The following is a 22,869-nucleotide window of genomic DNA, read 5'->3' on the forward strand; positions in this document are numbered from 1 at the left end:
AGTCTCTGCACTCGTCAACCACGCACGGGCCCGGAGGGCCTACAGGGCCTTGAGTTCCTCGGTGACCTCGGAGACCGACTTCTTCGCGTCCCCGAACAGCATCGAGGTGGTGTCCGCGAAGAACAGCGGGTTGTCGATGCCGGCGAACCCGGAGTTCATCGACCGCTTCAGCACGATCACCGACTTCGACTGATCCACGTTCAGGATCGGCATCCCGTGGATCGGCGACGACGGATCATTGCGGGCGGCCGGGTTGGTGACATCGTTCGCGCCGATCACCAGGGTGACATCGGTCCGCGAGAACTCGTCGTTGATGTCGTCCATTTCCTTCATCGCGTCGTACTCGACGTCCGCCTCGGCGAGGAGCACGTTCATGTGCCCGGGCATCCGGCCCGCGACCGGGTGAATGGCGTACTTGACCTCGACACCCTTCGACTCGAGCAGCTTGGCCATGTCCTTGACCGCGTGCTGGGCCTGCGCCACCGCCAACCCGTACCCGGGGACCACGATGACCTGGTTGGCGTACGCCATCTGGATCGCCGCGTCCGCCGCCGAGGTGGCCTTCGCCGTCTTCGCGGTGCCGTCCCCGACCGCCGCGGCGGCGCCGCCGCCACCGAACCCGCCGGCCACGATCGCCGGGATGGACCGGTTCATCGCCTTCGCCATCAGATTCGTCAGGATCGAACCCGACGCACCGACGATCATGCCGGCCACGATCATCGCCTGATTGTTCAAGGCCAGACCCGCCGCGGCGGCGGACAGACCGGTGAGCGCGTTGAGCAGGGAGATCACGACGGGCATGTCGGCGCCGCCGATCGGCAGCACCACCATCAACCCGAGCACCGCGGCCAGCACCAGCACCCCGACGATCCACCACTGCGACGTCGGACCGGTCGGGTCGATCGCCTTGATCCCGATTGCCACCGCCAACGCGACCGCCCCGATCAGCAGCACCGCATTGAGCGGTTGCTGCAGCTTGCCGATGCCGATCGGCCTGCCGGGGAGGGTTTCCTGCAGCTTGAGGAACGCGATCACCGAACCCCAGAAGGAGATCGACCCGATGATCGCCGCGAACAGCGACGCGATCACGATGTGCACCGTCGGCGACTCACCGTGGGAGAAGGCGGTGAACCCGTCCGAGTCGAGGAACTCCGCATAGGCGATGAGGGCGACGGTGCCGCCACCGACACCGTTGAACAACGCCACCAGCTGCGGCATCGCGGTCATCTTCGTCTTGAGCGCCGGCGGCACACCCAGGACGACACCGATCACCAGACCGGACACGATCAGCACCCAGTTGGAGGTGTCCCGGATCGAGATCAGGGTGGCCACCACGGCCACACCCATGCCGACCGCGGCGATCTGGTTACCGCGGACCGCGGTCTTCGGGCCGGTCAGACCCATCAGACCGTAGATGAACATCGAGAACGCCACGATGTAGAGCACGTTGACGAGGTACTCCATTACCGGTCCCCACCCTTCTCAGCAGCAGTGACATCAGAAACCGCGGGGGCAGCGGGGGTGGGCTTGGACTTGAACATCGCCAGCATCCGGTCGGTCACCACGAAACCACCGACCACGTTGATCGTTCCGAACACCAGCGCCACGAACAGGATCACCTGCAGCCCCCACGGCGGGTTGTCGACCTTGCCGAGCACCACCAGGGCGCCGAGCACGACGATGCCGTGGATGGCGTTCGTGCCCGACATCAGCGGGGTGTGCAACGTGTTCGGGACCTTGGAGATCACCGCGAACCCCACGAACCCGGACAGCACCAGGATCGCGATGTTCGCCAACAATTCGGTATACATCTAGGACACACCCTCCTCACGGGTGACGCAGGACGCGGCGAGGACCTCGTCCGAGAAATCGGGGGCCAGCGCGCCGTCGACGAGCATCAGCTCGAGCAGCGCGGAGATGTTCTTCGAGTACAGCTCGGAGGCGTGCTCGGGCATGCTGGCGGGCAGGTTCAGCGGCGAGCAGATCGTCACCCCGTGCTTGACGACGGTCTGACCGGGTTCGGTGAGCTCGCAGTTGCCGCCGGTCTCGCCGGCCAGGTCGACCACCACGGAGCCGGGTTTCATGCCCTCCACCGCGGCGGCGGTCACCAGGCGGGGTGCCGGGCGGCCCGGGACCAGGGCGGTGGTGATGACCACGTCGAAGCCCTTGATCGCGTCCTCGAGCGCCTGCTGCTGCTGCGCCCGCTCCGCCTCGGTGAGCTCGCGGGCGTAGCCGCCCTCACCGGCGGCGTCGATCCCGAGATCGAGCCACTGGGCGCCGACCGAGCGGACCTGGTCGGCGACCTCGGGGCGCACGTCGTAGCCGGTGGCCCGGCCGCCGAGCCGCTTCGCCGTGGCGAGGGCCTGCAGGCCGGCGACACCGACCCCGAGGACCAGCACCGTGGCCGGCTTGACGGTGCCGGCGGCGGTGGTGAGCATCGGGAAGAACCGGGTCGACTCCGACGCCGCGAGCAGCACCGACTTGTAGCCGGAGACGTTGGCCTGCGACGACAGCGCGTCCATTACCTGGGCGCGGGAGATCCGCGGGATCGCCTCGACGGCGAACGCCTGCACCCCGGCCGCCTTCAGCGCGGCGACCTGGTTGTCCTGATTGCGGGGGGCGAGGAACCCGATCAGGGTCTGCCCGGCATGCAACCGGCCCACTTCCTCGTCCGACGGCGGCGCGACCTTCACGATCACGTCCGCCGACCACGGGTCGGCGATCTTCGCCCCCGCCCCGGTGTACAACTCGTCCGGAATCAGCGCGCCCAACCCGGCACCCGACTCGACCACCACGTCGACGCCCTTGGCGATCAACGACGCCACGATCTTCGGCACCAACGCCACCCGACGCTCACCGTCGTTCGACTCCCGAACGACACCGATCGTCGGGCGCGCAGTGGACGCGCTCTGCGATGTATCCATGTATCGACTTCCTGCGGTAGATGGTGTGTGTGCCGCGACGAGCGGCGATCAACCGATGATGAGCGGAAAAAAATTCCCCCGATTCGACTGAGTTAGCTGATAGTAGCCAGAGAACGCGTGACGTAGGGAACAGAGAACGCCGTGCGTACGCGTCTGAATCGAGTCCGAACAGTCGTTCTCAGAGATCTTTCTGCTCGTTTGTGAACCCGATCACAGGGCGATTCGTCGTAGTCTGACGGTAGACAGCCGCAAGGAAGCGGAGGTTCGGCCATGAGCAAACCGAAGGAACGGAGCGCGGAGGACGTCACCGCGGATCCGCCGGTGATCGTCGAGCGGGTCTACGACCATCCGACCGAGGGCGACGGACTGCGACTGTTCGTGGACCGGCTGTGGCCGCGGGGCCTGCGCAAGGACGCGTTCCATTTCGACGACTGGGCCAAGGACCTGGCTCCGTCGACGGAGTTGCGTCATTGGTACTCGCACGACGTCGCCGCGTTCAGTGAGTTCCGCGAGCGGTACGTCCACGAGCTCGATTCGCCGACCGGCCGGAAGGCGGTCGCACGGGTGCAGGAACTGGCGCAGGGGCGGCCGATCGTTCTGCTCACCGCGACGAAGGACGTCAGTCACAGCCATGCCGAGGTGCTCGCCGAATACATGCTGGATCGGTTGTGACGTCTCCCGGCGACGAGGCCGTGCCCATCGCCGAGCCGGACGACGACCTCGGCGGCGACCCGGTCTGCTGGCTGGACCGCGTGTGCCCCGACTGCGGGTTGTTCCTCACCGACCGCACCGCGAGCACCTGCCCGCGCTGTGGTGCGGCGCGGGACAGGTGACGGTCGGGGGTTCAGCCGGCGTTCAGGTACCGCGCGCGGAGTTTGTGCTTGACGAGTTTGCCGGTGGGGGTGCGCGGCAGGTCGTCGGAGAAGTCGATGCTGCGCGGCGCCTTGTAGTGACTCACCCGGTCCCGCACGTAGTCGAGTAGCTCGCGGGCGACGGCGTCCGACGGCTCCACCCCGTCGACGAGTTGCACGACGGCTTTGACCTGTTCCCCCATCTCCTCGTCGGGCACGCCGATCACCGCGACGTCGAACACCTTGGGATGCATGGTGAGAACGTTCTCCGACTCCTGCGGGTAGATGTTCACTCCGCCCGAGATGATCATGAACGCGGCACGGTCCGTGAGGTAGAGGAAGCGGTCGGAGTCGATGTACCCGATGTCGCCGCTCGTGGTCCACGTCGGGTGGTCGGGGTGCGTCGCGGAGTCGGTCTTCGCGGGGTCGTTGTGGTATTCGAACGGCCGCTCCTCCCGTTCCCAGTAGACGGTTCCGACGTCGCCGACGGGGACGTCCGCGCCGGTGTCGTCGCAGATGTGAACGATGCCCATCACCCCGTCGTGGCCCACCGACCCGGGCTTGGCGAGCGACTGAGCACTGTCGATGAACGTGGCACCGGCGCCCTCCGTGGAGGCGTAGTACTCGTGAATGACAGGACCCCACCAGTCGATCATCGACCGCTTCACGTCGGGCGGGCACGGCGCCGCCGCGTGGATCGCCACCTTCAGGCTCGACACGTCGAACTTGTCGCGAACGTCCTTCGGCAGCTTGAGCATCCGGACGAACATCGTCGGAACCCACTGACTGTGGGTGACGCGGTACTCCTCGATGAGCCGCAGCGATTCCTCGGCGTCGAAACGGTCCATCAGCACGATGGTGCCGCCGACGGAGGTGATGGTGCCGCAGAAGCGCAGCGGCGCGGCGTGGTACAAGGGTGCCGGGCACAGATAGACGGTGTCGGAATCGAATCCGTACATCGGGGCGAACACCGCGGTGTACGGGTCCGTCGTCGTGTTCACTTCGCCTTCGGGGAGTGCGGGTTTGATCCCCTTGGGCCTGCCGGTGGTGCCCGACGAGTACAGCATGTCCTGTCCGCGGGGCTGCGAATCGAGCGGTTCGGCCGACTGCGCCGCCACGGCGTCCTCGTAGCTGTCGAAACCGTCGAGCGCACCGCCGTAGACGAGCCGGTGACGGACGCGGGGCAGCTGATGCGGGTCGCGGGGTACGGCGCCGCCCGCGTCGGCGGACACGATGAGCACCTCGGCTCCGCAGTCGTCGACGACGTAACCGGCTTCCTCCGGGGTGAGGTGCCAGTTCACCACGGTGATGTACAGCCCGGATCGCAGCGCAGCCCAGTACACCTCGAGGACCCGGAGGTCGTTGCTCGACACGAGCGCCAGGTGGTCGCCGACCTTCAGGCCGAGCGAGCGCAGGTGCCGCGCGAGGCGGGTGGACCTCTCGTCCAGCTCCCGGTAGGTCAGCCGCTCCCCCGTCGAAGGACGTATGACGGCGGGCTTGTCCGGGGTGGTCGCCACGAAGTTTCCAGGGAACATCCGCACTCCTTTTGTTAATGGAGATTCTCACCATCGGTCTACCACACCGAACCCCGGACGGGGAGGCCTTCGACGCTCTCACCGGCGCATTCGCCCGCCCGCGGCGAAAATACTCGGACTGTCCGGCGGAAGGTCCTAGAGTTGAGGCAAAAGGAGGCGTACGACCCGTGAATGCCCTGCAGAAGGAACCGATCCTCGACGCGTTGTTCGAGGAGTGGGACGTACTCGACGACGTGCTGTCCTCGTTGTCCGGCGACGCGTGGTTCACGCCCACCGCGCTGCCGGGGTGGACGGTACACGACGTGACCGCGCATCTGATCGGCACAGAGTCTCTGCTCGCCGGAATCTCCGCGCCGCACACCACCATCGACGTCCGCGGCCTCGCCCACGTGCGCAACGAGATCGGTGCGTTCAACGAAGAGTGGGTGGAGGGACTGCGGGGGTGCTCGGGCCCCGAAATGCTCGAACGTTTCCGGATGATCGTCGCCCGCAGGCGGTCGGAGCTGGGCGAGATGACCGACGAGATGTTCGCGGCCGAGACAACCACACCGGTCGGGCCGGCACCCTATCTCCGTTTCATGCGCATCCGCGTGTTCGACTGCTGGATGCACGAGCTCGACCTGCGGGACGCGCTCGGGATGCCCGGCGACGAGGGCGGCCTGCGCGGGGAGACGGCGTTCGCGGAGATCGCAGGCGCCGTCGCGTTCCTCGTCGGCAAGCGCGGCAAGGCCCCGGACGGGTCGAGGATCACGCTCGAGCTGACGGGACCGCTGGCGCGGAACATCCACATCGCCGTCGATGGCCGGGCCGCGGTGGTCGACGAACTGCCGTCGGAGGCCACCACGACGGTGACTCTCGACTCCCGGCTGTTCACCCGGCTGGCGGGTGGCAGGACGACGGCCGCGGACCACCGCGACGAGATCGCGTTGAGCGGCGACACCGACGCGGGCAAGCGGATCGTCGACAACCTCGCGTTCACGATCTGACCGCGGTGCGCCTGTTCCTGTCCTCGTACCGGTTCGGCGCGGATCCCGCGCCGCTGCTGTCGCTCGTCGGCCGTCCGGGGCGCGTCGGGGTGATCGCGGCGGCAGCGGACGCGTGGCCGCGGACGGCGCGGACGTCCGCGGTCGTGAGTGACGTGATGCCGCTGACGCGCCTGGGCTTCACCGCGGAGGAGGTGGATCTACGCGACTACGTCGGCGACGACGGGCAGCCGCGTGCGGCCGCGCTGAGGCAGCGGCTCGACGGGTTCGGCATGGTGTGGGTGCGCGGCGGGAACACGTTCGTGTTGCGCGCGCAGATGGCCCGGAGTGGGGCGGACCGGGTGATCCCGGAAATGTTGGCGAGCGATTCGCTGGTGTACGCCGGCTACAGCGCGGGGGCGTGTGTGATGACTCCGACGCTGCAGGGTCTCGACTCCTCCGATGACCCGGCGGAGGTGGTCGCGACGTGTGGCGTGGAGCCGCGCTGGGACGGACTGGGGATGGTGGGCTTCGCGATCGTGCCGCATTACCCGCCTGCGGAGCTTCCAGGGGCCGGGAACGCGGTGCCCTTGGAGGACGCGGCCGCCGTTCGGCGCACGGTCGACGCTCTGAGGCTCGCCGGCATCGAGTACCGCACCTTGACGGACGATCAGGCGATCGTCGTGAACGGAGATCGAACCGAACTCGTCTGACGACGGCGAGCCCTGCGGCGGGGAGGCCTTCAGCCGAAGACGGCGACCGGCACGGACGGGGTGAAGGGGGCGACGCGGTCGAGTGCGGCCCAGGTGACCTCGCAGCGCTTGGCGGTGACTTCGTCCGCGTCGGCGAGGAGCGTGTTCAGGAGGGTCTTCGGGTTCAGGCGCCATTCCTGGACCATCGACCGGACTTCCTCGTTGGTGAACAGTCCCGAACCGGCGAGTGCGAAGATCCATTCGTCGAACTCGCCACGGTGGATCTGCTCGATGGAGTCGTAGTCGATTCCACCATCGAGGAACTCGTACGAGAACATCGCGGAGATGTAGCTGCTGGGATCTCGGTGGAGTGCATTCATCGGTGCGGGTCCTTCCAGGGTCGGTGCGGCAAAACCCGGCCCCAACGGTGTTCTGGCTCACATTTCGTGAGAATCTCCGTTTGGGTGTAACGCCTCGCCGGTGTTTGACGATGCAAGACGCTAACCCGTAGAAGTGGGTTTTTGCATTGCCTGGTCGATACGATCCGGTAACAGAGTGACGATTGTGACCTGTGTTACACCCGATTTGTCCGGGTCCACCCGGCTGGCGGGACGCCCCTACCAGCATTTTCCCCTCCGGGCACGGGTGCATACCCCACCGGTGGACCCCCTGAAAAAATTCACCCCCCTGATCCCACATCGTGAGACTCCTACGCGTAAGTAACTAACAGATGGGCTATTGGGGGGTCGCTTCTGCACCGAACGTCCAGGTTGGAGCGATATCCGGGAAACACGGTCGGAATCGGTTCAGTTGGACACATGACCAATTCGGGGACACTCGTCGTCCGCCGGGCTACCGTCGGGGTCCCCGACACCCGCATTCCAGGAGTCACGATGACGGTCACCGACGACGCACTCGCAGCGCTCACGAGCGCGCTCCCCCGGGGCTGCCTCGTCACCGATCCGGACGTCCTGGCGTCCTACCGCCAGGACTGGGCGCGCGATCCCGACGCCGTCCTCCCCCTCGCCGTCGCCCGCCCCACGACCACCGAGGAAGTTCAGGTGGTGATGCGCTGGGCGACCGAGCACCGCGTCCCCGTGATCCCGCGCGGCGCCGGCTCCGGGCTCAGTGGCGGCGCCACCGCCGTGGCGGGCAGCGTGGTGGTCAGCACCGAGCGCATGCGCCGGATCGAGGTGGACCCGGTGACGCGGATCGCCGTCGTCGAACCGGGGCTGCTCAACGCCGAGGTCAAGGCCGCGGCCGCCGAACACGGCCTCTGGTACCCGCCCGATCCGTCGTCGTTCGAGATGTGCTCGATCGGCGGCAACGTCGCGACCAACGCGGGCGGGCTGTGCTGCGTCAAGTACGGCGTCACCACCGACTACGTCCTCGCGCTGCGGGTGGTTCTCGCGGACGGGACGGACGTGCGCCTCGGCGGCCCGCGCCTGAAGGACGTGGCCGGCCTGTCGCTGACCAAGTTGTTCGTCGGGAGCGAGGGAACGCTCGGCATCGTCACGGAGGCGACGCTGCGGCTGATCCCGGCCCAGCCGCCTGCGAGCACCCTCGTCGCGTCGTTCGCCTCCGTGCAGGCGGCCGCCGACACCGTGCTGGCCATCACCCGCACGCTGCGACCGTCGATGCTCGAGTTCATGGACCGCGCCTCGATCGGCGCCGTCGAGGACGCACTGAAGATGGGCCTGGACCGGACGGCGGAGGCGATGCTCATCGCCCGGTCGGACGCCCCCGGTTCGATTGCGGCCGAAGAGATTTCCGTCATGGCGGACGCCTGCACGGCAAGCGGCGCGACCGAGGTCTTCACCACCGACGACCCCGACGAGGGCGAAGCGTTCGCCGCGGCAAGACGATTCGCGATCCCCGCGGTCGAGAGACTGGGCACCCTGCTCCTCGAGGACGTCGGGGTCCCGCTGCCGAAACTGCCTGCGCTGGTGGAGGGAATCGCGGCCATCTCCCGCGAGCGTGACGTGATGGTCGCGGTGATCGCCCATGCCGGCGACGGAAACACGCACCCGCTCATCGTGTTCGACCCCGACGACGCCGCGATGGCCGAGCGCGCCCACCTCGCTTTCGGCGAGATCATGGACCTCGCAATCGCTCTCGGCGGCACGATCACCGGCGAGCACGGTGTCGGCCGCTTGAAGAAGGCCTGGCTGCCCGACCAGTTGGGCCCGGACGTCATGGAATTGACGCAGCGGATCAAGACGGCGCTCGACCCGCTGGGGATACTCAACCCCGGAGCGATCCTGTAGCTACCCAGGGCGGGTGCGATACCCAATGGTTACCCAAGGGACTGGTGTGACAGGTGAGGTATTGCTAGCGTGACCGGACCGAACTCGACTCGTCGCAGAGAGGTGCGCTCGTGACCAGACTCCGCCGTGTCGCCTCCCTGGCGATGCCCGCCTTACTCGCTTCCACCTGCACGTTTTTCACGATGGCACCCCCTGTTGCGACGGCGGCGCCGTGCCTCGGCGGAACCGGCAGCCTCGGATCGAGCGGCTCGGGCCAGGGCATCAACCCCATCCCCTGGCTCAACGGCAGCGACGGCCGCCTTCCCGAGCTGCGTGGCAAAACTCAGGCAATCGCACACATCACCGGCCCGCGCAGCCCCAACGACACGATCGGCAGGTTCCGGGTACTCGGCACCGACCTCGGCATCATGTGGGACAACGGCGGAGGTGAGATCCTCACCGCGTTCGGCGACACCGTCGGGCTGAGCGACAACCCGCTGTGCGGTCTGGTCGGCGACTGGCGCAGCAACATCCTGCTGCGCAGCTCCGACAAGGACCTCACCGACGGGATGGGCATCGACAATTCCCCGGTCGATCTGCCGAACCACTCCAAGGAGATCATCCAGAGCCAGAAGATCCCCGGTGTGGAGCAGACCGTCATCCCCACCACCGGCATCTCGGTCGGCGCGGGCCCGGCCGCGACGCAGTACATCAATTACATGTCGGTGCGCAGCTGGGGCGCCCCGGGCGAGTGGGACACCAACGCGTCCGGCATCGCGTACTCCGTGGACAACGGCGAGAACTGGGTCACCGATCCCCTGACGCTGCGGCCCAACGTGCCGGGCACGGGCGCCGAGAACTTCCAGATGGGCTCGTACGTCAAGCACGACGGATTCGTCTACGCGTTCGGCACCCCGTCGGGGCGGTCCGGCGACGCCCGGTTGTCGCGGGTGAAGGAGGCGGACATCCGGAACCTCTCGCTGTACGAGTACTGGGACGGCAAGGCGTGGGTGAAGGCCAACGCGACCGTCGCCGCACCGGTGATCCCCGGACCGGTCAGCGAGTTGTCGGTGCAGTACAACGAATACCTGGGTCAGTTCGTGGCGATGTACACCGATGCCGGCAACTCGGTGGTCATGCGCCGATCCGACCACCTCGAATCCGGCTGGAGCGAACCCGAAGTGCTCGTGAGCAGCCGGGACGTGCCCGAGCTGTACGGCGCGTACATGCACCCGTGGTCGAAGGGATCCGACCTGTATTTCCTGGCCACCACCTGGTCGGACTACAACGTCATGCTGCTGCGCACCAACCTCGCGGACTGACGTAATCTGCGAGTGACAGCGTGCGCGGGACAGCGCGCACGCCACACGAGCAGAGGAGCGATCTGTGGCGGCCACGGTGGAACACGACGTGTCGGAATCCCGGTTCGAGATCTACTTCGACGGCCAGCTGGCCGGATACGCCGACTACTTCGAGCGGAACGGCGCCCGCGACTTCCACCACACCGTGACGTACCCGCAGTTTCGCGGGCAGGGCCTGGCGGCGGTGGTGGTGAAGGCCGCCCTCGACGACACGAAGTCCAGCGGACTCTCCGTGATCCCGTCGTGCTCGTACGTGGAGAAGTACATCGCCGAGAATCCGAGCTATGCGGAGCTCGTCTGATCCGCTCCGGCCCGCCGTCCGTGCAAGTTGTCTTCTCGCCGCGACGGTAGTGCTGGCCGGCTGCGGTTCCGACACCGGTCCGGCGTCCGCGCCGACCACCTCGGTGGCCGCGCAGCCCGGCCCGTTCGTGGGTGAATGCGGCTCGCTGACCGACGCCGAGGTGTACGAGCGGGCGGGGATCGCCGGGCTCACCCCGGTGTCGCGGAACGGCATCAAGTGCCGGTGGGAAGCGGACGGCGGCGAACGGTACGTGATGTTCACCTGGTACCGCGGCAGCCCCATCGACCGGGAGCGGGCGGTGGCCAAGGGCATCGGTCACGAGGTCCACGACCTCGAGATCGCCGGGCATCGCGGATTCTCTTCGCAGAACGTCGGGTTCTGCGAAGTCGCGCTCGGCACCGGTTCCGATTTCGTGCACTGGCTGGTCCGCTACGGCGCCGGCAGTGCACCCGCCGATCCGTGCGAGGCCCCGACTACGCTCGGCCGGCTGACGCTGGAGAAGGCCAAATGAGCGGCGCCCGGCGACTCGCCGCGGCGGTGGCGTCGGCGATGGTGCTGGCCGGATGCGGCACATCTGTCACGGGCACTCCCCTGCCCGAGGGCGCCGGGTCCTCCGACGACGGCGGCTCGCCGCAGTTCGACAAGCTCCTGCGCGAATGCGACGCCGTCCCCGACGACAAGATCGCGGAGACACTGCACGGCGCAGGCATCGACCAGTACTTCTACGGTGCGGTGTGCATGTGGACGGTGTCGTCCGCCGCCGGATCGATCGACGTCACGTTCGGCTGGTTCGAGAACAACTCGCTGCAGCGGGAGCGGGCGGTGGCCGACCAGCTGGGCTATCAGGTGGAGGCCACATCGATCGCGGGCACGTCGGCGTTCAGCGCCCGGCGGCCGGGTGATTCGGCGGCGTGCGGGATCACCGCCGCCTACTCCGGTGTCATCACGTGGTGGGTGCAGCAGCGGTCCGGGACGGGCGACCCGTGCGACGGCGCGCGCACGCTCGCCGAGTTGACCCTGCAACGCAACCAGTAGCGGCCGAAATTCGCTCGCGGTGGCCACGACCTCGCTGTTAGCGTCGAAGGACCACCGACCGAGCCGACCAGAGGACCCCTGCCGTGACCGCCACCGAGACGGCTGTGACTCGACGGTTCGGGCCCCTGATCCTGCTGAACGTCGCGACGCTGTTCTCCTCCACGGGCAACGGCATCGTGATCGTCGTGCTGCCGTGGCTCGTGCTCGAGCAGACCGGTCGCGCGTCCGACGCCGCGATCGTCGCGGGCGCGGCCACCCTCCCGTTGTTGCTGTCGAGCCTGTTCGCGGGCACGTTCGTCGACCTGTTCGGACGACGCCGCACGTCACTGATCTCCGACTGCCTGTCGGCCCTGTCCGTGGCGGCCATCCCGGTGATCGCGACCACGGCGGGCCTCACCGTCACGGTGATCGCCGTCCTCGCCGCCATCGGCGCCGCGTTCGATCCGGCCGGCATCGCGGCGCGGGAGTCGATGCTGCCCGCCGCCACGAAGTCCGCGGGATGGTCACTCGACCGGATGAACAGCCTCTACGAGGCCAATTACAACGTGGCGTATCTCGTCGGGCCGGGTATCGGTGGCGTCCTCATCGCGACCGTCGGTGCGGTGAACACGTTGTGGGTCGCCGCCGCCGGATTCCTGCTGTCCGTGGCGACGATCGCGTTCCTGCGTCTCGAGAACGCCGGCAGACCGGACACTGCGACGCGTCCGACGTCCATCTGGCACGGCACGCTCGAGGGATTGAAGTTCGTGTGGCACAACCGGCTCCTGCGCACCATCGCTCTCGTGGACATGGCGGTGGTCGCGCTCTACATGCCGGTCGAATCGGTGGTGTTCCCGGTGTACTTCACCGAACTCGACAAACCTGCGCAACTCGGTTCGGTGCTGATGGCGCTCAGCATCGGCGGCGTGGTGGGCGCCCTCGCGTACGGACCGCTCGCGCCGTTCGTGTCGCGCCGGATGCTGATGGTGGTGGCGGTGACGGTGCTGGGCGCGGCGATGGTCGCGATGGCGTTCCTGCCGCCGCTGTGGGCGATCCTGGCGCTGGCTCTCCTGCAGGGTCTGGTGTTCGGTCCGGTCGGCCCGATCGCCAACTACGCCATGCAGACTCGCAGTCCGGAGCACATGCGCGGCCGGGTCACCGGGGTCATGACGTCCACGGCGTATGCGGCGGGTCCGCTGGGCTACCTGCTGGCCGGTCCGATCCTCGACAAGTGGGGTATCCAGCCGACGTTCTTCGTGCTCGCGATCCCGGTCCTGATCATCGGGCTGGCGTGCTTCGCGCTGCCCGTGCTGAAGGAACTGGACGAGAAGGTGCCGGTCAGTTGAACCCCATGACGTCGTTGCCCCAGGCGACCCGCATCTCGTGGTCCGGGTCCTTCACCAGCGTGTCCGCGCCGTCGATCAGCAACGTGGCGCGGTCCTCCTCGTCGTAGGGGGCCCAGTGCTTGGACGCGTCCAGGGCGGCGGGGACACCGTGCCGCGCGAACGCGAGCCACCGGCGCTGGATGCGGCCCGACACCTCGAGTGCCGTCTTCCGGCCGCCGAGCCAGAACGTCGGGTCGATGTTGAGGGTGTCGAAATTGCCGAAGACGTACGGGAGTTCGGTGGCGTGCCCGGCTCCGATGCGCGCGGCCTTGAGCATCGGGGTGGCCTGGTCGAACCGGTACATCCACGTCGGCGAGTGCCTGCTGTGGGCATCGGCCACCCACAGGGCGGGCATCCGGAACGCGGCGTCGCGGGACATCGCGAGCGCGCCCTTCGGTTTCCCGCGGTCCGGGTACGCCGACAGGATGTCGGCGAGACGGGCCGCGGGCAATTCCGGGTGATCGGTCGCGATCGCCCGCAGCATCTCCTGCACCGAATCCGAAGTGACCGGCAGCAGAGGCGATTTCATGAACTTGAAGATCGACGACTCGTCCTTGTTGGAACCGATGATGAGGGGGATCCGGTGGGAGTAGCCCTTCTGGAACGCGGCCACCGGGTAACGGGGCAGGAAGTCGCGGTCCACCACGGGCGCCATGGCGAGTGTGCCCGGGATCTTCGTCGGCACCTCGTTGACGAGGGTGTCGCTGGCCTCGATGACCGTGCGATACGGGAGGCGCAGCAATGTGTCGATGCTGGCGGGTTCCACGTCGAGGATGTCGAGGAACTGCTTCGCGACGGTGGCCGCGCGCTCGCTGCCGTACACCGACGTGGCGGGTGGGCTCTGGGCGATCGCGCGGTGGAACAACCCGTCCGCGCTCGGGCACGTCATCAGCGTGGTGATCGACCCGGCTCCCGACGACTCCCCGAACACCGTCACTTCGTCCGGGTCGCCGCCGAACGACGCGATGTTCTCGCGCACCCATTCGAGGGCGGCGACCTGGTCGCGTAGCCCGCAGTTGGTCTCGAACACCCGCGCCGCCGTCGAGAACGACGACAGGTCGAGGAAGCCGAGCGCCCCCACCCGGTAGTTGAACGAGACCAGCACCACGTCGCCGAGAGTGGACAGGATCCGACCGTTGTAGATGCCCTGAGCTGCGGTTCCCAGGCAGTAGGCGCCGCCGTGGATCCACACCATCACCGGCCGCGGGGTGCCGTCGGGCCGGGGCGCCCACACGTTGACCGACAGGCAGTCCTCGTCCATCTCGAGTCCGGCGTCGATCGGGACGGCGGTGCCGTGACCCTGCGGGGCCATCGGGCCGAAGTCGACGCAGTCGCGCACGCCGTCCCACGGGGCGGGCGGGGCCGGCGCCCGGAACCGCAGATCGCCGACGGGGGCGGCGGCGAACGGGATGCCCTTCCACGCGTAGACGTCGCCTTCGGGATAGCCGCGCACGTCGCCGTCCCGGGCGCGGACGACGAGTGTGTCGCCTGACTTCTCGACATCCACGGCCGAATCTCCTCACGCAGCGCGTACGGGAATCTCCCGCCAAACTACCAACGATGCGCAGGCAGGACCGTTCGAACGCGATATAGATCAACCGCGCGCTAACATGTGCTCCGTGGCCGCATCGACCGATCCCGACGGCAAGAGCCTCCTCGACTACCCGCGGCCGTCCGTGGCGGTCGACGTCGCCGTCCTCACCGTCGACGGCGCCGATCTGAAAGTGCTTGTGGTCCCGCACCGTTCGGGCCGGCTCGCGCTTCCCGGCACCTTCCTCCACGAAGGCGAGCGGCTGCGGGACGCCGCCGAGCGGTGCCTGCGGATCAAGGCCGGACTGGCGGGTGCCGAGTTCCACCAGCTGGCGATGTTCGACGACCCCGGCCGCGACGACCGCGGGTGGGTGCTGTCGATGACGCACGGGGCGGCGCTGCCGCGCATGGCACTCCCCCGCGACGCCCTGCTGATCCCCGTCGACGGCGACCGCGTGACGCAGGACCTCGCGTTCGACCACGCGGACGTCGTCACCCTCGCTGTCGACGACCTGCGCGAGCGGTACGCGCGGTCCGTCGACCCGTCGGGCCTGGCCGGCGACACGTTCACGGTGCTCGAACTGCGCCGGGTATACGAGGTGGTGTTCGGCCGCCCGCTCCCGAAGGACTCGTTCCGCCGGCACATGCTGCCCGCGCTCGCGCACACCGGCGACATGGCCGTCGTCGGGACCGGCAGGCCCGCCGAGATCTACACGCGCGGCCCCGCGGCCCTCCCGCCGGGCGCGGCCGCGTTCCTCGCCGGCTGAGCCCGTCCACCCACCCGGGGCCTTTCCGTTCGTGGCACGGCCGGTGCTAGGGTCGGCTTGTTCTGACACGGGGTGCTCCGCACGGGCGGGGCTGAGAACACACCCGGGAACCTGCTCAGGTAATGCTGACGAAGGGATGTCAACGTTGTGAATAGCTCTGTCCAAGGTGCTGCGGGCGCAGGCCAGCACGCCCGATTCACGGACCACTTGTGGGACCGGACCAAGGTGCTGCGCGAGGCGATCGACGAACTCGAGTTTCTGCGCCGCCTCGGCGACGGAACACTGCCGCTGGACGTGTTCCGCACGTACATCGAGCAGGATTTCCTGTACCTGACCGGGTACGCGAAGGCCCTGTCCCTGGTCGCCGCGCACGCGCCGGGTCCCGTCGAGGCCGGCTTCTGGGCCGGCTCGGCGGCCGAGGCCGCGACGGTCGAGGCGACGTTGCACCAGAATCTGCTGACCAGCGGACGACTCCCCGCGTCGGATGTCGAACCGCAGCATTCGCAGGCCTGCCTCGGGTACATCTCCTACCTGACGGCGGTCGCCGCCACCGAGCCGTACGCGGTGTCCGCCGCCGCGGTGCTGCCGTGCTTCTGGATCTACGCGGACGTGGGACGCCGGCTGGCGGCGAGCGCCCGGGACGTGCTGTCCGCCGACTTGTCGCACCCGTACGCACAGTGGGTGACCACGTACGACGCGGAGGAGTTCCACGCCGCCGTCGCGAAGGCCCGCGAACTCGTGGACGCCGCCGCGGAGGCCGCGACCGACACCCAGCGCGAGGCGATGGTGGAGGCGTTCACGATCGCCAGCCGCTACGAACTCATGTTCTGGGACACCGCACTCAACAAGCAGGAATGGCCGGCGTCGTGACACTTTTCTCCCGTACCAAGCGCGCTGCCACCGCAGCCGTCATCCTCGTCTCGGCCCTGTCGATGCTCACCGGCTGCGCCGGCGACTCGCAGTCCGACGACACCATCCGGTTCGCACTCGACTGGACGCCGAACACCAACCACACCGGTCTGTTCGTCGCCCAGCAGGAGGGCTGGTTCGCCGACGCCGGACTCGACGTGCAGGTGCTGCCGTACAACGACACCTCGCCCGACACCCTCGTCGACGCCGGTAACGCCGAGTTCGGCGTGAGCTTCCAGAGTTCCTCGACGTTCTCGAAGGCCGCGGGCGCCCAGACCACGTCGGTCATGGCCCCGCTGCAGCACTGGGCCACCGGCATCGCGGTCAAGGCGGATCGCCCCGACATCACCCGCCCCCGGGATCTCGACGGCAAGATCTACGCCGGTTTCGCGGACCCGGACGGCGAGGAGACCCTGAAGCAGATCATCCGGAACGACGGCGGCAAGGGCGAATTCACCACCGTCACGCTCGGCACGTCGGCCTACGAGGCCGTGTACTCCGGCACCGCCGACTTCACCGTGTCGTTCTTCGGCTGGGAGGGCATCGAGGCAGAGCACCGGGGCACCCCGATGCGCTACTTCCACTACACCGACTACGGCTTCCCGGACGCGTACGCACTCGTCATCGAGGGCAACGAGCAGTGGATGGACGAGCATCCCGAGCAGGCCCGCAAGTTCGTCCAGGCCCTGCAGCGCGGCTACCAGTTCGCCGCCGATCGGCCGGACGAGGCCGCGCAGATGTTGATCGACGCCAATCCCGGCGCGTTCACGGACGAGTCCCTCGTGCGGGAGAGCCAGCAGATGCTGTCCTCCCAGTACATGAAGGACGCTTCCGGAAAGGTCGGAACTCAGACTGCCGAGCAGTGGGCGGGGTACTCCGGTTTCCTGTTCCAGCACGGCCTGCTCACCGACCCCGACGGGGCACCGCTGACCACGGAACCCGACTGGTCGACCTATTTCACCAATGAGTACCTCGCTCAGCCCTGACCCGACCCTCCGGACCCCGGCCCCGGGCACGTCCCCGCTGCTGCGGCGGGTGCTGCCCGCGGTCGTGGTCGTGGCACTGCTGGTGATCGCGTGGCAGGTGTACGTGACGGTCAGCGGTATCCGGCCGCAGGTGCTGCCGTCGCCGCTTCGGGTCGTCCAGCAGGGCTGGAAGGCGCGGGACGCCATCTCCGGTCACGCGACCGCGACACTGCAGGTGACGCTGATCGGGTTCTCCGTGTCCCTGCTCTTCGCGTGGGCCCTCGCCGTACTCGTGGACTTCTCGCCGTGGCTGCGACGCGCGTTCGTTCCGCTGTTCGTCGTGTCGCAGACACTGCCGATCATCGCGATCGCTCCACTGATGATCATTTGGTTCGGATTCGGTCTGCTGCCGAAAGTCCTCGTGATCGCCCTCGCCACGTTCTTCCCCATGACGATCGGCCTGATCGAGGGTTTCGCCGCTGCCGACCGGGAGGCGGGTGCGCTGTTGCGCAGCATGGGCGCCTCCCGGTGGCAGGAATTCCGTTACGTGCGGCTGCCCTCGGCGATCCCCCGGTTCTTCACCGCCCTGCGCATCGGCATCACGTACGCCGTCGTGGGTGCCGTGTTCGCCGAATACGTGGGGGCCACATCCGGTCTCGGCATCTACATGGCGACGCAGAAGAACTCCTTCCGCACCGACCTCGTGCTGGCGGCCGTCCTCGTGACCGCCGTGATCAGCGTCAGCCTCTACCTGCTCACGTTCGCAGTCGAACGCGTCGTCGCCCCCTGGATCAAGAACGAAAGGGCCCGGCATGAGTGACACCGCGCGCGTCGCACTGTCCGGACTGAGCAAGGGATTCCCGGTCCGCGGCGGCATCCGTCCCGTCCTCGACAACGTCTCGTTCACCGTCGAACCGGGCGAATTCGTGTCGGTGATCGGTCCCAGCGGATGCGGGAAGAGCACCGCGTTCGCCATGCTCGCCGGACTCGACCAACCGGACACCGGCACCGTCACGATCGGCGGCGAACCCGTGCGCCCCGCGGGCAGTGGCCCGTCGAAATGCGCATACATGCCGCAGAAGGACCTGCTGTTCCCGTGGCGCAGCGTCCTCGACAACACCACCCTCGGACTCGAGGTGCAGGGCGTGCCCCGGAAACAGGCGCGGGACAAGGCCCGGGAACTGTTCTCCGTCTTCGGTCTCGGCGGGTTCGAGGACGCCCGCCCCAGCCAGCTGTCCGGCGGGATGCGGCAGCGCGCCGCGATGCTGCGGACCGTCGTCCAGGACCGTCCCGTGCTGCTGCTCGACGAGCCGTTCGGCGCCCTGGATTCGTTGACCCGTACCGAGATGCAGACCTGGTTGCAGGACGTGTGGCAGCGCTACCGGTGGACCGTCCTGATGATCACCCACGACATCCGGGAAGCCGTCTACCTGTCGGACCGGGTGGTCGTGCTGTCCGCCCGGCCCGCCACCGTGCGCCGCGAGGTGACGGTGGGCCTGCCCCGCCCACGCGAACTGTCGATGATGACGTCACCCGAATTCGCGGACGTCGAACACGAACTGCTCGGCGTGCTGCACGAGGAATCGCGGCGGGCCCTCGTCGAGCAGGAGTCGGGCAGACGCTGACACCCGCGGCGTCTCCGAGCAGTGCCGCGTCAGAGCAGAGCGGCTTCCAGTTCGCCGAGCGCGGCCTCCAGGTAGTGGAGGATGCGTTGCAGGCTCGGCACCGAGCGGCGGCACCCGATGACACCGAAATCGAGGTTGTCGCCGTTGTTGGTGAGCGTGATGTTCAGCGCCTGCCCGTCCAGCACCACCGACGTCGGGTAGATACCGTCCAGTCGGGAGCCGTTCCAGTACATGGTCTTCCGCGGTCCCGGGACGTTGGAGATGATCACGTTGAACGGCGGCGGCGTGAAGCGGACGAACCCCGGCACCGGCGTCAGGGCGATCGGCGACATGTTGACCGCGGACCACGCCAGCGCCTGCAACGAGGTGAGGCTGCCGAACAATTCCTTCCCCTGCGACATGGACGCGGAGATCGCCGTCAGACGCTCGGCCGGGTCGTCGACGTCCGTCGCCAGGTTGCACAGCGTCACCCCCACCGCGTTGCCGCCGGCGTCGGCCTTCTGCTCGTCGCGCAGCGACACCGGAACCATCGCGATCAGCGGTTCGTCGGGCAGCGCGTTCTGTTCCTCGAGGTAACCGCGCAGCCCCCCGGCGCACATGGCCATCACGACGTCGTTGACACTGGCGCCGGCCGCCTTCCGCACGGCATGGATCCGGTCGAGCGGCCACGATTGCGCGGCGAACCGGCGCGCGCCACCGATCGGAACGTTGAGCATGGTGCGCGGCGCCTCGTACGGAAACCTCATGTCGTGCTGACCCATCGCGGTGCGGGCGATCCGAAACGACGCCGGCGCGAGACCGGCCACATCGCCGACTGTCCGGCGGACCCCGTTCACCACCGACCAGAGGTCGGGGGCGGCGGCTCCGTTCGCCGACGCCGAGCGCGGCAGGTTCCACGGCGGCGGGGCGTCGCGCACGTCCGGGTCCGTCGACAGCGTCCGCATCAGCAGCCGCAGCCCGGACACCCCGTCCATCAGCGAGTGGTGCAGCTTGGTGTAGATCGCGAACCGGCCGTCGGAGAGTCCCTCGATCAGATACATCTCCCACAGCGGGCGATGACGGTCCAGGAGCGTGCCGTGCAACCGGGACGTCAGCGTCAGCAATTCCCGGACCCGGTACGGCGCAGGCAGGGCCGAATGACGCACGTGGTATTCGAGATCGACGTCCGACTCGTCGGCCCACCACAGGTTCCCGAGACTCCCGACCGGGCCCGCCGGCTTCTTGCGGAACGTGGCGTCGACGTCCGTGTGCTTCAGCATTGTTTCGTGCATCGACTTCACGTAGTCCGGTCCGGCACCCTCCGGCGGTGTGAACAATTCGAGCGATCCGACATGCATCGGATGCTCTCGCGATTCTCCGAGAAGGAATATCGAATCGGTAACCGGCATGATCCCCACCTGGACGTTCACCCCCGCTCGGTCACTATCCCATTACGACTTCCGCCTGGATGCTACGTCGGGCGTAGCGTCCGTGCGACCTACTTCGATGTAGACCGTACGGCGCAACGAGGTGGCAAACCTGAAGGCAGCACGTCGAAGGGCACCGAGGCCGGAACGGAGGCAGACAATGAGCACTGCGACTTACGAATTCTGCCCGTCACCGCTCCCGGTGACGCGGCGGGAGTTCGCCGGAACCAGCCTGCAGTCGGCGGCCCTCGCACACACCCTCCGCCGCACAGTCCGGCCGTTCCTCGACGGGTGGGCACGCTACCCCGAACTGCCGTGGCCCACCGGAGTCGTCGACCTGTTCGGGTACTCGCTCGGCCCCATCCGCGGAACCCAGCGCCGGCCCGTCCGGCTGCCGCACTGCCGCGCCGAATGGATCCGGCCGCCGGGTGAGCTCGGCGACCGGGCGATCCTCTACCTCCACGGCGGGGCGTTCCTGTGCTGCGGGATCAACTCGCACCGCCAGATGGTGTCCCGGATCTCGGCGGAGTCCCAGGCGTCGACGCTGAACGTCGCGTACCGGATGATCCCGCGGAACCCCATCCGGGCGGCCGTCGAGGACGGCGTCGACGGGTACCGGTGGCTGCTCGCGCACGGCTACACCGCGGACCGCATCGTCGTCGCCGGCGACTCGGCGGGCGGATTCCTGACGTTCATGGTGACGCTCGAAGCGCTGCGTCAGGGGCTGCCGCGCCCCGCCGCCGACGTCGCACTGTCGCCGCTCACCGACCTCGACCCGGTGAACAAGCTGGCCCATCCCAACGCCGACCTCTGCGCCGTCTTCCCCAAACGCGCGGTCGGTGCCCTGTCCAGGCTGATCGAACGCCTGGACACCCGGGGCGGGCACGAGCCGTCCACGTCCCCCGTGGACGGCTCCCTCGCCTCCATGCCGCCGGCACTGATCCAGACCGGCTCGCAGGAAATGGTGTACGTCGACGCGGAACTGATGTCCGAGCGGCTGTCCCAGGCCGGGGTGCCGTGCGAACTGCAGGTGTGGGAGCGGCAGGTACACGTCTTCCAGGCCGCCGCCGGACTGCTCCCCGAGGGCACCCGTGCCATCCGTGAGATCGGCCGGTTCATCCGCAGGGCCACCCCCGTGAGTACTTGTTAACCGCCGGCGGTTAGGAAGTACTCACGGGTGCGAACAGATGGTTCCGGTCGAGCGTGGAACCCGGCGTGCGACCGCCACCCCACCCGATCACGGCGCGGTAGGCGCCGAGCGCCCCGGACTCCGCCAGCGCGTCGGCGTCAGTGTGGGTCGAGTCCTCGGGAACCGGGGTGTCGAACGGCGCGACGTACAGCGCGTCGGTGGGACAGTTCGCCTCACACATGAAGCACGTCTGACAGTCCTCCTGGTGCGCGACGACGGGAACCCCGTCCTCGCCGCGGCGGAAGACGTCCGTCGGGCAGACCTTGATGCAGATGTCGCACTGCACGCACCGGTCGGCGAGGACTACCTCGATCACGACGCCACCGTCCTGGTCTCGGCGGCGCCGTGTTCCGGCCGCACCCACACTTCGCCCAGTCCGCCCGACAGCAGGCGATGGGTCTGCGCCGGATCGGTGTCGGGCAGGTCGGTGCGCACGTGCATGCCCCGGGTCTCGGTCCGCGCCAGCGCGGAGTGGGTCGCCCACCGGGCCGCGGCGAGCATCGCGGCGGCCGAGCGTGCCTGCAGCAGTTCTCGTTCGGCGCCGCCGAGCAGATCGGCGGCACCCGACCAGGCTTCGTCGAGGGCGGTCACGCTGTCCTGCAGGCTCGCCGCGCTGCGCCGGTAACTGCGCCGCAGCGGCAGGGTGTGCTCCTGGACCAGTCCGACGATGGCGCGCGACGCCTGCCGCCGGGCGGATGGGCCGCGCAGCCCGGCCGCTCCCGCGCCGCGTACTCCGTCGGGGACGGGACGTCCCCGCGCGAACCGGGCTGCCCCGGCGCCCGCCCACGTTCCCGACGAGATCGCCCAGGCCCCGTTGTGGCTGCCGCCGCCGCTGCGACCGCCGGTGATCAACTCGCGGGTGGCGGCATCGCCGGCTGCGAACAGGCCGGGAACGTCACTGGCGCAGTCGGTGCCGGTGATCCGGATGCCTCCGGTCCCGCGCACCGTTCCCTCCAGCACCGCCCGCACGGGATATTTCTGGGCGAACGGGTCGATGCCCGCCTTGTCCAGCGGCAGAAAGTAATTCGGTTGCGACGTGCGCATGGCCGCGCGGATATCGGGCCGGGCCCGGTCCAGCCGCGCATACACCGGGCGGCCGGTGGCGAGGTGCGCCATCGCGGCGCCGCGCGCGGAGAAGCCGCCGTCCCCGAGCGGCCCGCCGTCCGCGTCGTAGTAGGCGAACTGCATCTTGACTTCCTCTCGGCCG

24 protein-coding genes, 1 pseudogene and 1 riboswitch are annotated in these 22,869 nt (G+C 68.4%); of the genes and pseudogenes, 16 read left to right on the top strand and 9 right to left on the bottom strand.

The genetic code is table 11. From position 1 onward, the window contains the following. Nucleotides 1-39 precede the first annotated feature (39 nt). The 3 genes from I1A62_RS14530 to I1A62_RS14540 are packed head-to-tail and all read right to left on the bottom strand — an operon-like array spanning nucleotide 40 to nucleotide 2,924. Nucleotides 40-1,464: an NAD(P)(+) transhydrogenase (Re/Si-specific) subunit beta gene (locus I1A62_RS14530; RefSeq protein WP_219458976.1), complete on the bottom strand. Its 1,425-nt coding sequence runs from the start codon at nucleotides 1,462-1,464 to the stop codon at nucleotides 40-42. Then, nucleotides 1,464-1,811 (bottom strand): NAD(P) transhydrogenase subunit alpha, encoded by a 348-nt coding sequence (locus I1A62_RS14535; RefSeq protein WP_219458977.1) that lies wholly within the window; start codon nucleotides 1,809-1,811, stop codon nucleotides 1,464-1,466. Before I1A62_RS14535 ends, I1A62_RS14530 begins: the two co-directional genes overlap by 1 nt. Further along, nucleotides 1,812-2,924, bottom strand: a complete 1,113-nt coding sequence (locus I1A62_RS14540; protein WP_219458978.1) for a Re/Si-specific NAD(P)(+) transhydrogenase subunit alpha — start codon at nucleotides 2,922-2,924, stop codon at nucleotides 1,812-1,814. It lies immediately after the preceding gene. Nucleotides 2,925-3,194: 270 nt separating this feature from the next. Here I1A62_RS14540 and I1A62_RS14545 point away from each other — a divergent pair, with 270 nt between their 5' ends. Together I1A62_RS14545 and I1A62_RS14550 are read left to right on the top strand one after the other, a co-directional pair. After that, complete coding sequence (locus tag I1A62_RS14545; RefSeq protein ID WP_072945947.1) at nucleotides 3,195-3,596, top strand: DUF488 domain-containing protein; 402 nt, start codon at nucleotides 3,195-3,197, stop codon at nucleotides 3,594-3,596. Further along, nucleotides 3,593-3,757, top strand: coding sequence for a hypothetical protein (locus tag I1A62_RS14550; protein ID WP_192581946.1), 165 nt, complete (start codon nucleotides 3,593-3,595; stop codon nucleotides 3,755-3,757). The genes I1A62_RS14545 and I1A62_RS14550 overlap by 4 nt, the downstream gene beginning before the upstream one ends. Nucleotides 3,758-3,768: 11 nt before the next feature. On the opposite strand, the gene I1A62_RS14555 is transcribed toward I1A62_RS14550, so the two are convergent. Further along, nucleotides 3,769-5,310 (bottom strand): AMP-binding protein, encoded by a 1,542-nt coding sequence (locus I1A62_RS14555; protein ID WP_124393523.1) that lies wholly within the window; start codon nucleotides 5,308-5,310, stop codon nucleotides 3,769-3,771. A gap of 167 nt (nucleotides 5,311-5,477) precedes the next feature. On the opposite strand from I1A62_RS14555, the gene I1A62_RS14560 reads away from it, so the two are divergent. Further along, nucleotides 5,478-6,296: a maleylpyruvate isomerase family mycothiol-dependent enzyme gene (locus tag I1A62_RS14560; RefSeq protein WP_206010463.1), complete on the top strand. Its 819-nt coding sequence runs from the start codon at nucleotides 5,478-5,480 to the stop codon at nucleotides 6,294-6,296. Nucleotides 6,297-6,301: 5 nt separating this feature from the next. Beyond that, a complete protein-coding gene (locus I1A62_RS14565) occupies nucleotides 6,302-6,985 on the top strand; it encodes a Type 1 glutamine amidotransferase-like domain-containing protein (protein ID WP_219458979.1) in 684 nt (227 codons plus the stop codon). 29 nt (nucleotides 6,986-7,014) lie between these two features. Here the strand turns inward: I1A62_RS14565 and I1A62_RS14570 are convergent, their stop codons facing one another. Beyond that, nucleotides 7,015-7,344 carry a hypothetical protein gene (locus tag I1A62_RS14570; RefSeq protein WP_011594545.1) on the bottom strand — a complete coding sequence of 110 codons (330 nt, stop codon included), beginning with the start codon at nucleotides 7,342-7,344 and terminating at the stop codon, nucleotides 7,015-7,017. A gap of 513 nt (nucleotides 7,345-7,857) precedes the next feature. Here I1A62_RS14570 and I1A62_RS14575 point away from each other — a divergent pair. The 6 genes from I1A62_RS14575 to I1A62_RS14600 all read left to right on the top strand — a co-directional run bounded on the left by I1A62_RS14575 (nucleotide 7,858) and on the right by I1A62_RS14600 (nucleotide 13,232). After that, nucleotides 7,858-9,231, top strand: coding sequence for an FAD-binding oxidoreductase (locus I1A62_RS14575; RefSeq protein WP_219461203.1), 1,374 nt, complete (start codon nucleotides 7,858-7,860; stop codon nucleotides 9,229-9,231). A 182-nt stretch (nucleotides 9,232-9,413) separates the two neighbouring features. Then, nucleotides 9,414-10,532 carry a DUF4185 domain-containing protein gene (locus I1A62_RS14580; RefSeq protein WP_225858225.1) on the top strand — a complete coding sequence of 373 codons (1,119 nt, stop codon included), beginning with the start codon at nucleotides 9,414-9,416 and terminating at the stop codon, nucleotides 10,530-10,532. 64 nt (nucleotides 10,533-10,596) lie between these two features. Continuing rightward, the gene (locus tag I1A62_RS14585; protein ID WP_219458980.1) at nucleotides 10,597-10,872 is read left to right on the top strand and encodes a GNAT family N-acetyltransferase; all 276 of its coding nucleotides are present in this window, start codon (nucleotides 10,597-10,599) and stop codon (nucleotides 10,870-10,872) included. Next, the gene (locus tag I1A62_RS14590; RefSeq protein WP_219458981.1) at nucleotides 10,856-11,383 is read left to right on the top strand and encodes a DUF3558 domain-containing protein; all 528 of its coding nucleotides are present in this window, start codon (nucleotides 10,856-10,858) and stop codon (nucleotides 11,381-11,383) included. The genes I1A62_RS14585 and I1A62_RS14590 overlap by 17 nt, the downstream gene beginning before the upstream one ends. Further along, the gene (locus I1A62_RS14595) at nucleotides 11,380-11,907 is read left to right on the top strand and encodes a DUF3558 domain-containing protein (protein WP_124393528.1); all 528 of its coding nucleotides are present in this window, start codon (nucleotides 11,380-11,382) and stop codon (nucleotides 11,905-11,907) included. Before I1A62_RS14590 ends, I1A62_RS14595 begins: the two co-directional genes overlap by 4 nt. Before the next feature lie 83 nt (nucleotides 11,908-11,990). Next, nucleotides 11,991-13,232 (top strand): MFS transporter, encoded by a 1,242-nt coding sequence (locus I1A62_RS14600; protein ID WP_124393529.1) that lies wholly within the window; start codon nucleotides 11,991-11,993, stop codon nucleotides 13,230-13,232. Here the strand turns inward: I1A62_RS14600 and I1A62_RS14605 are convergent. Continuing rightward, nucleotides 13,225-14,778, bottom strand: coding sequence for a carboxylesterase/lipase family protein (locus I1A62_RS14605; protein WP_219458982.1), 1,554 nt, complete (start codon nucleotides 14,776-14,778; stop codon nucleotides 13,225-13,227). The two genes, I1A62_RS14600 and I1A62_RS14605, sit on opposite strands and share 8 nt — an antisense overlap. A gap of 112 nt (nucleotides 14,779-14,890) precedes the next feature. Between I1A62_RS14605 and I1A62_RS14610 the strand changes: the two genes are divergently transcribed. The 5 genes from I1A62_RS14610 (at nucleotide 14,891) to I1A62_RS14630 (ending at nucleotide 19,067) form a co-directional block, all read left to right on the top strand. Then, entirely contained in the window at nucleotides 14,891-15,568 is a 678-nt protein-coding gene (locus tag I1A62_RS14610; protein ID WP_219458983.1) for an NUDIX hydrolase, read from the top strand. A 58-nt stretch (nucleotides 15,569-15,626) separates the two neighbouring features. Continuing rightward, a riboswitch (TPP riboswitch) is annotated at nucleotides 15,627-15,722 on the top strand. Continuing rightward, entirely contained in the window at nucleotides 15,716-16,438 is a 723-nt protein-coding gene (locus tag I1A62_RS14615) for a TenA family protein (protein WP_219458984.1), read from the top strand. It overlaps the preceding riboswitch by 7 nt. After that, on the top strand, nucleotides 16,423-17,463 hold the full coding sequence (locus tag I1A62_RS14620) for an ABC transporter substrate-binding protein (protein ID WP_219458985.1): 1,041 nt from the start codon (nucleotides 16,423-16,425) through the stop codon (nucleotides 17,461-17,463). The genes I1A62_RS14615 and I1A62_RS14620 overlap by 16 nt, the downstream gene beginning before the upstream one ends. Beyond that, nucleotides 17,441-18,262, top strand: coding sequence for an ABC transporter permease (locus I1A62_RS14625; RefSeq protein ID WP_219458986.1), 822 nt, complete (start codon nucleotides 17,441-17,443; stop codon nucleotides 18,260-18,262). Before I1A62_RS14620 ends, I1A62_RS14625 begins: the two co-directional genes overlap by 23 nt. Beyond that, nucleotides 18,255-19,067, top strand: coding sequence for an ABC transporter ATP-binding protein (locus I1A62_RS14630; RefSeq protein WP_124393535.1), 813 nt, complete (start codon nucleotides 18,255-18,257; stop codon nucleotides 19,065-19,067). The genes I1A62_RS14625 and I1A62_RS14630 overlap by 8 nt, the downstream gene beginning before the upstream one ends. 29 nt (nucleotides 19,068-19,096) lie before the next feature. On the opposite strand, the gene I1A62_RS14635 is transcribed toward I1A62_RS14630, so the two are convergent. After that, nucleotides 19,097-20,455 (bottom strand): wax ester/triacylglycerol synthase family O-acyltransferase, encoded by a 1,359-nt coding sequence (locus I1A62_RS14635; RefSeq protein ID WP_219458987.1) that lies wholly within the window; start codon nucleotides 20,453-20,455, stop codon nucleotides 19,097-19,099. Nucleotides 20,456-20,633: 178 nt separating this feature from the next. On the opposite strand from I1A62_RS14635, the gene I1A62_RS14640 reads away from it, so the two are divergent. Further along, entirely contained in the window at nucleotides 20,634-21,623 is a 990-nt protein-coding gene (locus I1A62_RS14640) for an alpha/beta hydrolase (RefSeq protein WP_124393537.1), read from the top strand. A gap of 10 nt (nucleotides 21,624-21,633) precedes the next feature. Here I1A62_RS14640 and I1A62_RS14645 read toward each other — a convergent pair whose 3' ends face one another. Both I1A62_RS14645 and I1A62_RS14650 read right to left on the bottom strand, forming a co-directional pair. After that, a complete protein-coding gene (locus I1A62_RS14645) occupies nucleotides 21,634-21,978 on the bottom strand; it encodes a ferredoxin family protein (protein ID WP_095865769.1) in 345 nt (114 codons plus the stop codon). Continuing rightward, nucleotides 21,975-22,850: pseudogene (locus I1A62_RS14650) on the bottom strand (FAD-binding protein); the annotation flags it as partial. The gene I1A62_RS14645 and the pseudogene I1A62_RS14650, both read right to left, overlap by 4 nt. Nucleotides 22,851-22,869: the final 19 nt, after the last annotated feature.

It is taken from the genome of Rhodococcus sp. USK10, from assembly GCF_019378875.1.
In the GTDB taxonomy this organism is placed as follows: Bacteria; Actinomycetota; Actinomycetes; order Mycobacteriales; family Mycobacteriaceae; genus Rhodococcus_F; species Rhodococcus_F pseudokoreensis.

Bases quoted from the DNA above. Each gene is read 5' to 3' on its own strand.
- I1A62_RS14530 (WP_219458976.1), bottom strand. From the start codon at position 1,464: ATGGAGTACCTCGTCAACGTGCTCTACATCGTGGCGTTCTCGATGTTC.
- I1A62_RS14535 (WP_219458977.1), bottom strand. From the start codon at position 1,811: ATGTATACCGAATTGTTGGCGAACATCGCGATCCTGGTGCTGTCCGGG.
- I1A62_RS14540 (WP_219458978.1), bottom strand. From the start codon at position 2,924: ATGGATACATCGCAGAGCGCGTCCACTGCGCGCCCGACGATCGGTGTC.
- I1A62_RS14545 (WP_072945947.1), top strand. From the start codon at position 3,195: ATGAGCAAACCGAAGGAACGGAGCGCGGAGGACGTCACCGCGGATCCG.
- I1A62_RS14555 (WP_124393523.1), bottom strand. From the start codon at position 5,310: ATGTTCCCTGGAAACTTCGTGGCGACCACCCCGGACAAGCCCGCCGTC.
- I1A62_RS14570 (WP_011594545.1), bottom strand. From the start codon at position 7,344: ATGAATGCACTCCACCGAGATCCCAGCAGCTACATCTCCGCGATGTTC.
- I1A62_RS14575 (WP_219461203.1), top strand. From the start codon at position 7,858: ATGACGGTCACCGACGACGCACTCGCAGCGCTCACGAGCGCGCTCCCC.
- I1A62_RS14580 (WP_225858225.1), top strand. From the start codon at position 9,414: ATGGCACCCCCTGTTGCGACGGCGGCGCCGTGCCTCGGCGGAACCGGC.
- I1A62_RS14590 (WP_219458981.1), top strand. From the start codon at position 10,856: ATGCGGAGCTCGTCTGATCCGCTCCGGCCCGCCGTCCGTGCAAGTTGT.
- I1A62_RS14595 (WP_124393528.1), top strand. From the start codon at position 11,380: ATGAGCGGCGCCCGGCGACTCGCCGCGGCGGTGGCGTCGGCGATGGTG.
- I1A62_RS14620 (WP_219458985.1), top strand. From the start codon at position 16,423: ATGGCCGGCGTCGTGACACTTTTCTCCCGTACCAAGCGCGCTGCCACC.
- I1A62_RS14625 (WP_219458986.1), top strand. From the start codon at position 17,441: ATGAGTACCTCGCTCAGCCCTGACCCGACCCTCCGGACCCCGGCCCCG.
- I1A62_RS14630 (WP_124393535.1), top strand. From the start codon at position 18,255: ATGAGTGACACCGCGCGCGTCGCACTGTCCGGACTGAGCAAGGGATTC.
- I1A62_RS14635 (WP_219458987.1), bottom strand. From the start codon at position 20,455: ATGCCGGTTACCGATTCGATATTCCTTCTCGGAGAATCGCGAGAGCAT.
- I1A62_RS14640 (WP_124393537.1), top strand. From the start codon at position 20,634: ATGAGCACTGCGACTTACGAATTCTGCCCGTCACCGCTCCCGGTGACG.